Origin of the sequence: Flavobacterium sp. Sd200, from assembly GCF_009826935.1 — a bacterium.
In the GTDB taxonomy this organism is placed as follows: Bacteria; Bacteroidota; Bacteroidia; order Flavobacteriales; family Flavobacteriaceae; genus Flavobacterium.
In genome coordinates, this window is sequence record NZ_WUMN01000003.1 from 210,382 (window position 1) to 225,723 (window position 15,342).

A 15,342-nucleotide genomic window follows, 5' to 3' on the forward strand; every position below is an offset into this window, starting at 1 on the left:
TTAAAGTTCGCTAAAATTACTATCCTTTTAGTAAGTTCTGTTTTTGCAACATCTCTATTTTGTAGTTACTTTGCAGCATGAACCAATCTGTTTCAATCACATATCCCGGCAATATAACCCTTACGGTAAAGCGTGAAGATCTATTGCACCCACACATATCGGGCAATAAATTCCGGAAGCTGAAGTACAATATTTTGCAGGCAAAACAGGAAGGCAGGGAATGCCTGCTAACTTTTGGAGGCGCGTTTAGCAACCATATTGCAGCATCGGCTGCTGCAGGAAAAGAATATGGGTTTGAAACTATTGGCGTTATAAGAGGTGAGGAACTTAAAAGTAAAATAGATGAGAACCCCACACTTGCATTTGCCCGAAAATGCGGCATGCGGTTTAAGTTTATATCGCGCGAGGCATACCGTAATAAAACCGATGAAACTTTTATTGAAAGCTTAAGGCAGGAATTTGGTGATTTTTATCTGCTGCCTGAAGGCGGTACTAATGCTCTTGCAGTTAAAGGCTGTGAGGAGATCCTCGATGAGGCCGACGCTGTTTTTACACATGTTTGCTGTGCTGTGGGCACTGGCGGAACCCTGTCGGGCATTATCAATTCGGCAAAGGCGGAGCAAAAAGTAATTGGGTTTCCTGCGTTAAAAGGTGCAGGATTATCGGACGATATTTGTAAATTTGCCCGAAAGGGCTGTTGGGAGCTTGTAGAAGACTATCATTTTGGAGGTTACGGTAAGGTAAGTGAGACCCTTATAACTTTTATGAACGATTTTTTTGATACTGCAGGCATACTTTTAGACCCTGTTTATACTGGGAAGATGTTTTTTGGCGTTACAGACCTTATCCATAAAGGATATTTTCCTGAAAATGCGCGCATACTGCTCATTCATACAGGCGGTTTGCAGGGTATTGCAGGGATGAACAAAGAGCTGATGCGTAAAAAACTACCCATAATTAAAACTTCATGAGCATGTTAAAAAAAATTCTGGCGTTTGTATTATTAGGCAGCATTGTTAGCTGTAGCACTACTAAACCTAAAATTGTAACCACCAAAGCGGGTGTAAGCAATAAATCTCAAAGCACTGCAGGTGCACAAACTACCACAAGAAAAACAGAAACGCTCGAAAGCACCTCTAAGACCACAGTTTACAGCGAGCAGGTAAGCGAGTATGTAAATCAGTTTAAAGATATAGCCCAACAAAACATGAAAAACCACGGTGTGCCTGCCAGTATAACATTGGCTCAGGGCATATTAGAGTCGGGTGCGGGCAGGGGCAAGCTTGCGGTTACAGCAAACAACCACTTTGGTATTAAATGCCACACCGGATGGGACGGCGATAAAATTTATCATGATGACGATGCTGCCCAGGAGTGTTTCAGGAAATACAACGATGCATCAGAATCGTTTAACGACCATTCGCTGTTCCTTACAGGAAGGAGCAGGTATGCCAACCTTTTCAAACTTGAACAAGACGACTACGAAGGCTGGGCAAAAGGACTTAAAGCAGCAGGATATGCCACCGACCCGAAATATCCGGACAAGCTTATCGGCCTTATTGAGCGTTTTAACCTTGCACAATATGATTCTGAAGTTTTAGGCGGAAATTATAAACCTGTTAAAGATGTGCCTGCGCCTGTGCAAACATCTGTTCCTGCAGCAGTAGCAACTACGTCTGCCCCGGTACAAACACAAACTACAACGGTTACAACAACACCTGCTCCAGTAGCTGTAGTAACCACTACTGCACCTGCTGCAACAACCACCGCTCCGGTAACAGTAACTACAACCACTCCGGTATCTACCCCTGTAGCCGATACTGTTGTTACCACTACGACCCCTGTAACCACTCCGGTGGCTACAACCGTAGTAACAACCCCTGCTCCGGTAGCTACAACTACTACAGCCACAACAGTAGTAACTCCTGCACCAAGCATAGAGCAGGCAGTAAATGCACCAGCAGCAGACAGCTATACCGTAATAAAAGGCGATACGCTATACTCTATATCTAAAAAAAATAATACCACTGTAGATGCGCTGATACAGCTAAACGGCCTTTCGGGCAATGCAATATCTATTGGGCAGGTACTTAAATTAAAATAATCACGCAATTATGTTATACCAGCGTAGCAGCCGCCTGTTTGCCGAAGCCTCTTTGGTAATTCCGGGTGGTGTAAACTCTCCTGTGCGCGCCTTTAAGGGTGTGGGCGGAACTCCAATTTTTGTAAAAGAGGCTAAAGGCCCGTATTTGTTTGATGAAGACGGAAACCGTTATATAGACTATATTAACTCATGGGGCCCGATGATACTTGGGCATGCCTATGACCCTGTTGTAAATGCTGTTATAGAAAAGGCTAAGAAAGGCACATCTTTTGGAACGCCTACAGCACTCGAAACCGAGATTGCCGCTTTAGCAGTTTCTATGGTGCCAAATATAGATAAGATTCGTTTTGTAAACAGCGGTACAGAGGCCTGCATGAGTGCAGTAAGACTGGCACGTGGGTTTACTAATCGTGAGAAAATAATAAAATTTGCAGGCTGTTATCATGGCCATAGCGACTCGTTCCTGATACAGGCAGGGAGTGGCGCAGCAACTTTTGGCGTGCCCAATAGCCCGGGTGTAACTCAGGGTACTGCTAAAGATACTTTGCTGGCAACCTACAACGACCTGCAAAATGTAAAAGACCTTTTTGAAGCAAATAAAGGCGAAATAGCTGCTATTATTATAGAACCTGTTGCAGGAAACATGGGCTGCATACCTCCTGCAAAAGGCTTTTTGCAGGCACTGCGCGAATTGTGCGATGCTAACGGAACACTGCTTATTTTTGACGAGGTAATGACAGGATTCCGACTTGCAAAAGGCGGTGCCCAGCAACTGTTTGGCATTAAGGCTGATATTGTTGCTTTTGGTAAAGTTATTGGGGGCGGCCTTCCGGTAGGGGCATTTGCTGCACGTAATGAAATTATGGATTACCTTGCGCCTGTGGGGCCCGTTTATCAGGCAGGTACCCTGTCAGGCAATCCGCTGGCAATGGCTGCCGGATTTGAAATGCTCAAAGCCCTTAACAGCGACAATGCTATATTTACAAGGCTTGAAGAAAAGACGGCTTATCTTGAAAGCGGTATCAGGAAAATATTAGAGGCTAACAACATTGCCCATACCATTAACCGCACGGGCAGTATGATATCTGTACATTTTGATGCGAACCCGGTAACGAATCTTAAAACAGCTGCCAACGGCGACAACGAATCATTTAAAAAATTCTTTCATGGTTTGTTGAGCGAGGGTGTTTATATTGCTCCATCGGCCTATGAAACCTGGTTTATTACTGATGCGCTGTCGTATGAAGACCTTGATTTTACGCTTAATGCAATTGAGAAAGTAGCGGTAACACTTTAGTAAATAACACATATTTAAAAGCGCATGGCACTTAGTAGGTGTCATGCGTTTTTTGTTTCTAAAAAGTTTAAAAAATAGTCTTTAAGTATTTTAGTTTTAAATATACGCTATGGTTTAGGTAAGCTAATAAAAGGTTAAGAATTTGTTAAGGATGTTTTAAAATAAATTACTTTTGTAACCGTTAATACTGACGGATATTTTTAGTAATTCTTTAAATTAACCTCTTAAAAAATATGAAGTTACAGTTTAAGAACAGATTGGCTGTGCTTTTGTTGAGACTTTTAATGGTTTATGTGGCTTTCGCTCTATGCCGTTTGATGTTTTATTTTTGTAATGATCCGCTCATAGACCCACTTCAGAAAACAGGTGGCTGGAACCTTATTAAAGGCAGCCTGATGTTTGATACAGTATCTATTCTCTATATAAACATTCCGTTTATTTTTTTGTCGTTGATGCCTTTTCGCTTTGCCGAAAAAACGTCATGGCAAAAAATAACTTTTGCAATTTTTATGATAGGCAATGCATTGGGTCTGATGGTTAATATTGCCGATATTTTTTATTACCCTTTTAAGCAGGCACGTATAGTGCTGGGCGATTTTATATTGCTTAAAGAGGGCGGCGCATTGATTTTTGACTTTATTGCAGATTATTGGTATGGTGTTGCGTTTTATTTTTTGCTTCTTGCGGCATTATGGTACGGTTACAAAAACATAAAACAGCAGCAAACCAACGCCATGACCCAAAGACGATACTTTGGTCTGCATTTTGGCTATTTAGGCCTCATGGCTGTTGTAACAGTGTTTTTTATAAGGGGGGCTACTTTTGCAATGGCATCTTTTCCTATAAGCATGAACGATGCCTTTTTGTACACCGAGAATCCTACGCATACCTCAGTAATGCTAAGCAACCCGTTTTGCCTGCTGCGCACCATAGGCAAATCTAAAACAGTACCCAGCCTTAATTATTTAGATGCCTCGCTGGCACAAGCCCTTGCACCTACAACGCACCGCATAGCACCGGGAGAAGATTTTGATATAGACCGAAAAACCAATGTTTTTTTAATAGTGCTCGAAAGTTTTGGCGAGGCGCATATAAAAAGCCTGTCAGACCAGTTTAAACCCGGTCAGGAAACCTATACACCCTTCCTTGATTCGCTCGTAGGGCAAAGCTATGTGTTTACTAATGCCTACCAAAGTGGCTTGCGTTCTATAGATGCTATGCCTGCCATTTGGGCATCTATACCATCGTTTAAAGAACACTTTTTATCTTTGCCCAATTCGGTATCGTCATATCATGCACTTCCGGAGTGCATGAACGAAATGGGTTACCAGACTGCATTTTTTCATGGTGGTGTGCGCGAGTCTATGAGTTTCGTGTCGTTTGGAAAAACTGCCGGAATAAAGCAATTCTTTTCTCGTGAAGAGTATGAAGCCGAAATGGGAGATGACGATTTTGACGGCAAGTGGGGCATCTGGGATCATAAATTTTTGCCTTATGTGCATAAAAAGATCAATGGGTTTAAAAGTCCTTTCTTTGCCACGCTGTTCACGCTGTCTTCACATCACCCATACAGTATTCCCGATAAGTTTGCCGGGAAGTTTACGGATGGTACACTGCCTATACACCGCACTATTAAATATACTGATTATGCCCTGAAGCAGTTTTTTGAGAGTATAAAAAACGAGCCTTGGTATAACAACACGCTCTTTATTATTACTGCCGACCATGGCAGTGGTGCCGATAACGAAAAATACAGCAAACAGCCTAACGAATATGCTATACCGCTGTTGTTCTTTAAGCCCAACAGCAATTTTAGGGGTAAAGACGACAGAGTTATACAACATATAGACGTAATGCCAACGTTGCTGGGCATGCTTGATTATGACAAGCAGTATTTTGCTTTTGGTAAAGATCATTTTGATGAATCTCAGGCCAAAGGTCATTTTGCTGTAAGTTTTAGCAACGGGGCTTTTAATTTTGTTACCGATAAGTATTGCTACCTGTTTAATGAAAAAGTAGTGGTAAGCAAATTTGACTACCGCAAAGATCCCTTATGCAAAAATAATATGGTACGATCGCTTACTGGCGAAGATGAAGCCATGATAAAAAAATTCAAGGCTTTTTTACAGGAATACTATCTGCACGTAAACAAACGTATTTACAAAACCGTAGGCGAACAAAAAGCGCACATGGCAGTGAGGTAGGGGTTTATTTTAATTGCATTACTCCACTGTTTTAACTCTCATCCCGGTAGTGTGCCCGCTAAATTCTGGTGCATACATGCTCTGTATAGTACTAATGCCGTTGCTATATTCGCCGGCATTGTTTACCCTAACATCATATTCTAAAACATAGGTTCCGCGGTTAATACGGTCAAAAAAGAAATGTGTAGCCACATCGCGGCTACTGCGATAATATCCAAGGCCGTCTTTATACTTATAGCCTGATAGCACATCTACAGGTTCGAAGGCGGCAGCACGCAGGTCTTTTAAATGTACGAACTCTGCATCTTCTTCAATCGTAAGTATAAGGCGCACAGTAACCAGATTACCTGTTTTTAATGGTTGGGCAGGTGTGATTTTTTGCAGTTCCTGTCCGGCAGAAGTATTTACTTTCAGGTAAAGTTCTTTGTTTATATTCATAATGCTTTCCTGGGCAGGCTTAATTTTATCAAGCTCCTCAAAATACTGCCAGTAAAACCCGCCATAGCCCGGTACTGCCGATTTGTTCTCTACAGTAAGTGTAGCCATATCTTTAGTGATTTCTTCGGGTTTCCAGTTTAGTTTCAAATATCCTGTGCCCGCTTCCTGAACGGTTTCGCCCATTTTTTTAGCAAGCAGTTTTTCATCACCCAGTTTAATAGTAGTATCCTCTTTTACCGATAGCCAGTTGCTGCCCTGCATGAGTAGTGCATATACGGCCTCAGAAGTCGATTTTGTGGTAGGCCAGTTTTTATTCTGTTTTTGTTTTATAAGCCACACCTTCATAGCATCGGCCGATGCCGTATCGTTTGCTACTTCAGTAAAGGCTTCTATCAATAATGCCTGTGTTTCTATAGGAGCCTGATACCAGTACCAACCGGAGTTATTGTTTATCCAGTGCATGCCGTGTTCTTCGTTCAGCGCACTACTGTCTTTAAGAGCGGTGATTATTTTCTTTGCTGTTAGCGTGTCACCAAAGCGATGCAGTGTAAGAGCTGCCATACCTTTATCATATAATGAATAGTTAAGCCAGTTCTCTTTTACTCTGGCAATATGCATGTTTATGATTGTTGCGAGTGAATCTTTAACGGGGTTTTGTGTAAGGTAGAAGCTGCGCATGTACAGGTAATGCAGGTTTGCAGTATTGGTGGCTGGCATCCACTTTTTATTGTTTTTTACTGGTCTTGAGGTTTTATATTCTTTAATAAATTCTTCATCTACATATTTAATAGCAGCATTGGTTAATGCTTTTACATCATTACTGTTAGGCAGGGTTATATTCAGTTTATTGAGATGTCCAAAACCGGCCAGTATATGGCGCGTAATATAACTACTGGCCTGGGTGCCGCCAAACCATGGAAATCCACCTGAACTAAGTTGCTTATCGTCAAGTTTAGCAAAGGCCGTTTCGAGTCCGGCTTTCATTTTGTCAAGGTCAAAGGTTAGTGCCAGCCTGTTTTTGCGTTCTTCATCGCTTTCGGCATCGCGCAACCATGGGGTTTCGGCAATAAGTATGCTTTTAAGTTCTTCGTTTTGTTCCAGTTTAGAAAGAGGTTTGCCCGATGCCCGCCATGCAGCAAACACTTCGGCAATTTTAGGGTTGCTGTTTATAATGTGTGTGGCTATGGCATTGGCATAAAAGCGGGAAAAAAGCTGTTCGCTGCACTCGTGTTCATACTCTGTTAAATAAGGCAGCGATTGTAATGCCACCCAAGCAGGGTTACTTGTATATTCGAGCGTTATGCCCTGATTGCGCAGGGTGGTGGAAGTATTGTTTTTAAGGTTATTAAAGGTGTAGGTTTTAGATGTGTTTGGCTTTACCCATACCGGAAGGCTCTCTGTAACCAGCATGCTGTTTGTAAGTACGGGCAGTATGTTCTCTTCACCATCCGAAAAATCTCCGGCCTTTGCCACTATTCTGTATTGTATTCCCTGCATGCCGGCTGGTACGGCAATTTTCCAGCTCACAGTAGTATTGCCTTTTGCTGCAATATTAAACGGTTTTACATTTTGCAGGTTAAGCATTTGTGCATCGGCAGGCTGCATGGTTACGGCATCATAGAGTTGTAGCAATGCAGATCCGTTTTTTGTGTCTGTAGTAAGGTTCGTTATTTTAGCCTTAATAACTACAGTATCTTTTTCGCGTAAAAAGCGTGGCATGTTAGGCACTACCATAAGATCTTTTTGGGTAACAAAAGTATTCTCTAAATAACCCGAGGCAGCTTTTTTGTTGTGTGCTAACAGGCGCAGTTTCCACTCGGTCAGGGCTTCGGGAGTAGTAAAGGTAAAAGCTATTTTGCCCTTCCTGTCGGTAGTAAGGTGAGGATAGAAGAAGGCAGTTTCGTTAAAGTTTTTGCGTGCTCCTACCTGTTGCAGTGCTTTGAGTTCTTCCTGCCCCGATTTTGTACTGATAATGATAACCCCGTTAGCACCACGGCTGCCATAGATAGTAGTGGCCGATGCATCTTTAAGCACTATTATGTTGGCAATGTCGTTAGTATTCAAATTGCGAAATTCGTCTTCAGATAAAGGTGTGCCATCTACCACATAAAGGGGTTTTGCCTCTCCGGTTACAGAGCCAAATCCTCTAATACGTATGTTCTCTCCACTTCCCGGTACCCCATTACTATTTGTAATATATACGCCGGCTGTTTCTCCCTTCAGTGCCTGAGCAACGCTGTTAAATTCTTTTCCATATCCTTTAGCTGGTGTTATTTTTGTTGCAATTCCTGTATAGGCTTCTTTTGTTACAGTACCATAGCCCACAACCACTACTTCTTCAAGCATTTTCGCATCACCTTTAAGTGTTATGTTCAGGCCGCCTGCCCTTTGCGCAATAATATCCACAGTTGCCATACCAAAAAAACTGTATAAAATTTTGTCTTCTTTGTTAGCATAGAGAACGTAGTTGCCGTCAAAATCGGTAATGGTGCCCTCTACTGTTCCTTGAATGCTTACCCAAACTCCAGGAATAGGCATACCCTGCTCATCTGTAACAATGCCTGTTATCTTTAAAGCCCTGCTTCCCGGAATTTGATTTTTTGGTCTTTCTGCCCAGTATGCAGCACTATGATTATTCATGCTAAACCCAAAGGTATAGAGTGATTCGATATTATTAGGCTCTAAATAATTTTTATTGCTTTGTTGCAGGTAGAGGTCGCTAAAGCCAAAGTTTTTAAATTCTTTTTGGGGTAATCTGTAATAGTTATAATTATCGCATCCTAAAGAACTGTTCCAGTCAGCTGTAGTAAACTGGTCTAAAGAGGTGTCATACATAGAGGCCAGTACTTCGGCTGTGGCTTTACTATTATCTTTAATTATAAAAGACCAGTTTTGGCTGCTGCCGGGCAATAGTTTATTGGTAATGGTTTGGGTTTCTATTTGCAGTTTTTCAAGTTCGTCAGCCACTATAACTGTAGTGTTTTGCTCATAATAATTATTTTGCCAAATAAAGTCGAGTTTTAAGGCCACCGCACCATTAATTTTTTTGCCTATAGGTATTTTTACTGTAGCACGCCCATTTTTAATAATCGCCACTTCGTTATAAAGTTTATAGTTTGCAGTTGCAGATTCTACATTTACATACAGGGCGGGTAATGGCGACCTTAGTTCTAACAAAATATGGCCATCTTTTTTGTAATCGCTGTTTTTAATCTCGTAAACAAAAGGTTCTCCGCCGGGCATTTGTGTTTCATTATCTTTAGTAAGCGTAAATAAGGCTGTACTCTCTACTGGGGTATTAAGCGAGTCTTTTGCTGAGAACACTACCTGATATCTTCCGGCTTCCCATTGCTGCAGTTGCTTTAAAAGTACTTTTTTATCTGTAGTGGTATTAATGCCTTGTCTGTACACTGCGTTTAGACGTATAACGGTATCTTTTACTGTGTTTTTATAAGGTATGTAAGGAAAAAGTTTTTCAAACTCTTCCTGGGTCATGGTTTGTATTTCCGGCTGCTGCCATGGGCGATGCGTAGTAACACGTTTTTCGTCGGCCACTTTATAAACAATAATTTCGCCCTGCACCGCCCTGAAATTACTATTAAGATTTTTAGAGTCAAGACTAACTTCTGCCTCTTTACTGCTGTTTACAACATTGGGCACACTTACATCTAAAAGTAATGAATGATATCCGCCAAAAACTGCTTTTTGGGCTTCGTGGGTTTCGTCGTTAGCATCGGTAACAGTGGCAGTAACGGTATAAGTAAATACAGGCAGGCCATCGCGCTTAAATTCCAAGTCGGGCAGGGCATCAAATTCTATGTTGAATTTCCCGTTCGCATCTGTAGTCACTTCGCCTTTTGCAATTGTAGTGCTTCCGCCTCCGCTATAATATCTGTAAAGGCTCATGCGGGCATGGCGTGTAACTGTGTATTCAACCTCTGCATTGCTTATGGGGGCACCGCTAAATGATTTTGCAATGCCGCTAACCGTAGCCTTCTTGTTAAGGTGAATATCGTTAGTTATGGGGTTAAAGACTACTTCAAACGTAGGCCTTTTATACTCTTCAACACTAAAGTTTATTTCTTCAGATTTAAAATCTACTTCGTCCCAAAATGGGTCATCGTCTTCATACTCATCATCTTCTTCAACTTCAATGCTAAAGTTTCCTGTAACACCGTTTTTAGGTAATGTATATTCTCCCGAAAAAGAACCAAAAGCATTGGTTTTTAATCTAAACTCTTTTAGTTCTTTCCAGTGAGGGTCATTTACAACAACCTTAAAAAAAGTATTAGGCACAACGCTGTAAACCCCCTGCTTATTTTGTGTAGCAATAACTTTAAAGTAAACTGTTTGCCCCGGGCGGTATATAGCCCTGTCGGTAAAGACAGAGGCGGTAGCACTAAACCCGCTATCGTCGTTGTAGCCCCTATACAAATAAAAAGAAGTGTTAAGCGTGTCGCCTTCGTGTGTTATAAATACATCATTTTGTTTGTTACTGCCGTCATTTTCAATATCAAAACGACCGTTTTTGTCGGTAGTGTAAGTAACGTTATTAGCTACAGCCTTTACATTTTTTATTGGCTGGCCGCTAAGGCTATTTACAATTTGATAGCTTATATGGTTGTCTGCGTCTTGATGTGTCAGGGCAAGTGCTGTAACCTGTAAGATGTCAAATGAGCCGCGGTCTGCTTCCAATTCCAATCCCGGTGCCATCGCGCTAATAATATAATAGCCTTTGGGCAATGGCGGTAAAACTATTTCTGTGGTATATTCAAAATGATCATTTTTTTCGGGTAGGCTGTATGTTTTGCTTATATAGGGCTTATGGGTTCTCTGCCAGTTTATTACATCGCCGCTGTAATTTCCTTTAGACGCTGTTTTGTAGTCTGTTTTATAAATGTTTACAGTAGCTTCAGGGGTATTTTTAAATCTAAACTGTGCTAATATTGGGTTGTTTGGAGATGCATATTTTTGTATGCGCAGGTTTAGCTTTACAGCAGTTATGGCAGAACGGCTGTTAAGAGCCTCGGCAGCGGCATCGTTAATAGCTGTATTAGCAACAATGTCGTCATAAAGAGCCATTGCTTTTTTATAATTATCAGGCGCGGTTATTTTATCTGCACTGCCCGACAGTACAGTTGCAAGCATAAGTTTTGCTCTGTAGGCAAACGGGTTTTTGCCCCACTCGTCTGCACATTTTTGCAATGTAGCAGTAAGGAGTTGCTTTGTTTCAGAATGCTGATCTTTGCTTTGCAAATAATTAAGCCTTCTAATTAAGGCGCGTTGCATGCTGTAGCTGTCTTTTTTGCTGTTGTAAAGCTTCTCCATGCTTTGCATCAGGCTTATCTTTTTAACAAATCCGGGAGGAAGGCTGTCGGGCATTTTAAATTGTAAAAACTCATTGGATGTGCCGTATAGTTTTTCAAGTTGCGGTTTAAGCCTATCCAGGTCGATATAATCTGATTCGTAATGGCTTACTTTATTCCCGTTAAGGTAACGTTCGGCTAAAAAATCATATAAAGAGCGGTTAGTAAAAGCCAGTACGGGGTTAAAGTTGATAATAGCCTCATAATCTTTAAGGGGCTTTTTATAAAGTATCTCCGGGTTAGCCAGGCTGCGGGCATAGGCTGCGGCAATTTCATCCCTAAAATTTTTTCCGGACCACGTTAGCATGTCTTTATCGGCGGGGGCATCAAGGTTAGTGCGGCTTTCTATTTTATGATTGGTTTTTATGTAAACATCGCTCAATACCTCTGCATAAATACTTTCAAGTATGGCACGGGTAGGGGCAGAGGCTGCCTTGATTTCCTGTTGCAATGTGCTTGTTATTTTTATCTGTGCTTCTTCATCAAGTGTTTGCAGGTACTTAGACCTGAAAAAGAATGCCTTTATAATTTGAGGTTCATTTTTTTTCTTCTTTGCTATTGTATAAACGCTGTCAACAATTTGTGCTGCCGGTTTTGTTAGTCCATTTACTTCGAGGGCAATAACCCTTTCCCACATTTTATCATAGTCTTGGGCGGTTACCAATGTGCTGAAAAGTAGTGCTATAAAAAGTAGGGTGTGCTTCATGGTTATAATGCACTTTAGTGTGCTTATTTATAAAGAGGGTTTTTATAACTAAATGGTTGGGAACAGATGTAAAAAAATACCTGCTAATTACTGCCTAATGTAGCTAATAATTTTAACATTCCGATCAAAAAATCTGCTACTATTTTTGTTTGTATTTTTAATACCTCCAATCATTTTATTACTTTTGGTTTGCCGAAGAAAACCGTATTTTCTTCCGTTAAAACCACGATATAAATGCGTACACATTTTATAGCTATAGGTGGCAGCGCCATGCACAACCTGGCTCTTGCCCTGCACCAAAAAGGATACAAAATTACCGGGAGCGACGATGCCATTTTTGAGCCCAGCCGCACCCGTCTTGAAAAGCGCGGACTGCTGCCCGAAGAGATGGGGTGGTTTCCTGAAAAAATAACTGCCGATATCAATGCCGTGATATTGGGTATGCACGCCAAGGCCGATAACCCGGAGCTGCTTAAAGCACAGGAGCTTGGACTGAAAATATACAGTTACCCTGAATTTTTGTATGAGCAGAGCAAAGATAAAACCCGTGTAGTAATAGGTGGCAGCCACGGCAAGACTACTATTACCAGTATGATACTGCATGTAATGAACTATCATAATGTAGCGGTTGATTATATGGTAGGTGCACAGCTTGAGGGTTTTGATACTATGGTGCACCTTACTGAAGAGAATGATTTTATTGTGCTGGAAGGCGATGAGTACCTGTCGTCTCCTATGGATTTACGTCCGAAATTTCATTTATACCAACCCAATATTGCATTGATAAGTGGCATAGCCTGGGACCATATTAATGTGTTCCCTACGTTTGAGAATTATGTAGAGCAGTTTGAAATATTTGTGTCTAAAATTACCAATGGCGGTATTTTAGTGTACAACGAGAACGACCCCGAGGTTAAAAAAGTAGCCGAGGGTGCTACCAATCCTATCCGCAAGCTGGCTTACAGCACGCCTGAGTATAGTGTGAAAGACGGTGTTACCCTACTGGAAACGCCTGAAGGCCCTATGCCTATAGAGGTGTTTGGCGCGCACAACCTTAACAACCTTGCCGGTGCTAAATGGATTTGTCAGAACATGGGTATAGACGAAGCCGATTTTTATGAGGCTATAGCCACCTTTAAAGGAGCGAGCAAACGCCTTGAAAAGATTGCTGAGAAAGGCAATAATGTGGCCTATAAAGATTTTGCGCATTCGCCAAGCAAGGTAAGCGCAACTACTAAGGCAGTTAAAGAACAATACCCGGACCGCACACTTGTGGCCTGTCTGGAGTTACACACTTACAGCAGCCTTAATGCCGAATTTTTAAAGCAATATGAGGGTGCGCTTGATGCAGCCGATGTTGCCGTGGTGTTTTACAGCCCCGATGCCGTTAAAATAAAAAGGCTTGAAGAGGTTACTTACGACCAGATTGCAAAAGCTTTTAACCGCGAAGACCTTATTATTTATACCAACCCGGCCGATTTTAAAAACTATCTGTATACCCTTAAGCATGATGCCAAGGGAACTGCTCTTTTACTTATGAGTTCCGGCAACTATGGTGGACTTAATTTTGATGAGGTAAAGGAGTTGATATAGTAGAGTTTAGTTGCTAACACACTGCCAGATGTCTTTACATAAAAAGGATATTAAAGTTGAAAGCTAATTAACAATCAACTTTGCTGTATGGTATCGACCAGTTTCAGTGATTGCCTTCATGAAATAAACCCCCTTAGATAGGTTTGAAACATCTGCGATAGTTCCGAAATTAGATTTTTCGCTGATTAATTTGCCATCAAGTGAATAAATTGATAGCGTTGTTATACTTTGTGTAAATGTAACGGTGCTCTTTGCAGGATTAGGAAAGAACGCAAATTCAGAGGCCTCAAAATCAGTTGCTGATAGCGGATTAGCTCCCATTATTCGGGCAACCATAATATGGTAAGTACTGCTGTATCCGGATGCTAAAATTTTTCCGGTCGACTGAAGTGCGATATCGTTTATATATACACCATTTAGAATAGGTATATTTATTTTCCCGTCGGAACTGAAACTGGTGTCGAGAGTGCCATCTGTATTAATCCTTGCGATAGCTATATCCTGATAAGATCCCATTTGTGTTGATCCGCCAAATAAAATTTTACCATCGGGCTGTAGCGCTATTGAACGACCATAGTCAGAACTAATCCCGAAAGGAATCAACAGTTTTCCGTCGCCACTGAAAGAAGTATCCAATACTCCGTTAGTCGTTAGTCTTACAATAGAAAAATCGTCGTTTGAACCGTTACTTTCACCTGCAACAACAATCTTGCCATCGGGCTGTATAATCATGTCATACGCCATATCGTTGTGAGAGGCAATATCAACTGTTACTATTCCGTTAGTTCCAAATGTACTATCAATTTCACCTGTTGAAGTAAACCGCACGGTTAAAAATTTAGAATATAATATACCTGGCTGATAAGTATAACCGCTTACTACAATCTTGCCGTCCTGCTGTACAGCCACGGCTCTTGCCTGATCATTGTCGCCGGCAATTTCAAGAGTTAGTTTGCCATCTTCACTAAATGTGGTATCAAACGTTCCGTCCGAATTTATTCTCGCAAGTGCAATATCCCGGGTAGAACCTGTAAACGAGTCTCCGGTCATGAGAATTTTCCCATCCGGTTGAAGGGCAATATCATAACCGCGATCTTCCTGGCTTCCAAATCCGAATAGCAGAATTCCCGTGTTATTGAAAGTCGTATCAAGCGAACCGTCTGTGTTTAAACGAACCAAAGCAAAATCAGTTTGATTTACATTGTTATTACAGTATCCGCCTACAAGTATTTTTCCGTCGGACTGGATTGCAATATCATAAACATAAGTATCGGCAGTTTGTGGTCCCGGCTCTATAAACGTAATTGTCGTCAGGCCATTCGTTCCAAAAGACGTATCAATACCTCCATCAACTAACATTCGGGAAATCCCGAAGCCACTTGTGCCTCCTGCAATTATAATCTTATTGTCGGCCTGAACCGCCATTGAGGAGGAATAAAAAAAGTCGTTAAAACCCGACACTCCCAAAGTACCAAAGTCTGGGTCTAATTCAACATTTTGTTGCGAATTAGCACTAAGTGCAGTAAGAAGTATGGTAAAAGTAATTATTTTTTTCATGGCTATTATATTAGTTTTCAGACTTTCAAACTAATATAACTTTTTTAAGTACACAATAAAAAACAATTAACTAAAAA

At 41.3% G+C, this 15,342-nt stretch carries 7 protein-coding genes; 5 read left to right on the top strand and 2 right to left on the bottom strand.

Features of this window, described 5'->3' with window-relative positions; all coding sequences use genetic code 11:
* The first annotated feature begins 77 nt into the window (after positions 1–77).
* The 4 genes from GR160_RS10245 to GR160_RS10265 all read left to right on the top strand — a co-directional run bounded on the left by GR160_RS10245 (position 78) and on the right by GR160_RS10265 (position 5,605).
* Positions 78–971 (top strand): 1-aminocyclopropane-1-carboxylate deaminase/D-cysteine desulfhydrase, encoded by an 894-nt coding sequence (locus tag GR160_RS10245; protein ID WP_160749777.1) that lies wholly within the window; start codon positions 78–80, stop codon positions 969–971.
* 2 nt (positions 972–973) lie between these two features.
* Complete coding sequence (locus GR160_RS19410) at positions 974–2,104, top strand: glucosaminidase domain-containing protein (protein WP_237421204.1); 1,131 nt, start codon at positions 974–976, stop codon at positions 2,102–2,104.
* A gap of 10 nt (positions 2,105–2,114) precedes the next feature.
* A complete protein-coding gene (gene hemL / locus GR160_RS10260) occupies positions 2,115–3,401 on the top strand; it encodes a glutamate-1-semialdehyde 2,1-aminomutase (RefSeq protein ID WP_160749778.1) in 1,287 nt (428 codons plus the stop codon).
* A gap of 233 nt (positions 3,402–3,634) precedes the next feature.
* Complete coding sequence (locus GR160_RS10265; protein WP_160749779.1) at positions 3,635–5,605, top strand: LTA synthase family protein; 1,971 nt, start codon at positions 3,635–3,637, stop codon at positions 5,603–5,605.
* Between the two features lie 18 nt (positions 5,606–5,623).
* Here GR160_RS10265 and GR160_RS10270 read toward each other — a convergent pair whose 3' ends face one another.
* A complete protein-coding gene (locus tag GR160_RS10270) occupies positions 5,624–12,115 on the bottom strand; it encodes an MG2 domain-containing protein (protein ID WP_160749780.1) in 6,492 nt (2,163 codons plus the stop codon).
* A 234-nt stretch (positions 12,116–12,349) separates the two neighbouring features.
* Here GR160_RS10270 and murC point away from each other — a divergent pair, with 234 nt between their 5' ends.
* Positions 12,350–13,708 carry a UDP-N-acetylmuramate--L-alanine ligase gene (gene murC / locus GR160_RS10275; protein ID WP_160749781.1) on the top strand — a complete coding sequence of 453 codons (1,359 nt, stop codon included), beginning with the start codon at positions 12,350–12,352 and terminating at the stop codon, positions 13,706–13,708.
* Between the two features lie 63 nt (positions 13,709–13,771).
* On the opposite strand, the gene GR160_RS10280 is transcribed toward murC, so the two are convergent.
* Positions 13,772–15,265: a T9SS type A sorting domain-containing protein gene (locus tag GR160_RS10280; RefSeq protein ID WP_160749782.1), complete on the bottom strand. Its 1,494-nt coding sequence runs from the start codon at positions 15,263–15,265 to the stop codon at positions 13,772–13,774.
* Positions 15,266–15,342 lie beyond the last annotated feature (77 nt).

Bases quoted from the DNA above. Each gene is read 5' to 3' on its own strand.
- hemL (WP_160749778.1), top strand. From the start codon at position 2,115: ATGTTATACCAGCGTAGCAGCCGCCTGTTTGCCGAAGCCTCTTTGGTA.
- murC (WP_160749781.1), top strand. From the start codon at position 12,350: ATGCGTACACATTTTATAGCTATAGGTGGCAGCGCCATGCACAACCTG.
- GR160_RS10265 (WP_160749779.1), top strand. From the start codon at position 3,635: ATGAAGTTACAGTTTAAGAACAGATTGGCTGTGCTTTTGTTGAGACTT.
- GR160_RS10270 (WP_160749780.1), bottom strand. From the start codon at position 12,115: ATGAAGCACACCCTACTTTTTATAGCACTACTTTTCAGCACATTGGTA.
- GR160_RS10280 (WP_160749782.1), bottom strand. From the start codon at position 15,265: ATGAAAAAAATAATTACTTTTACCATACTTCTTACTGCACTTAGTGCT.
- GR160_RS19410 (WP_237421204.1), top strand. From the start codon at position 974: ATGTTAAAAAAAATTCTGGCGTTTGTATTATTAGGCAGCATTGTTAGC.
- GR160_RS10245 (WP_160749777.1), top strand. From the start codon at position 78: ATGAACCAATCTGTTTCAATCACATATCCCGGCAATATAACCCTTACG.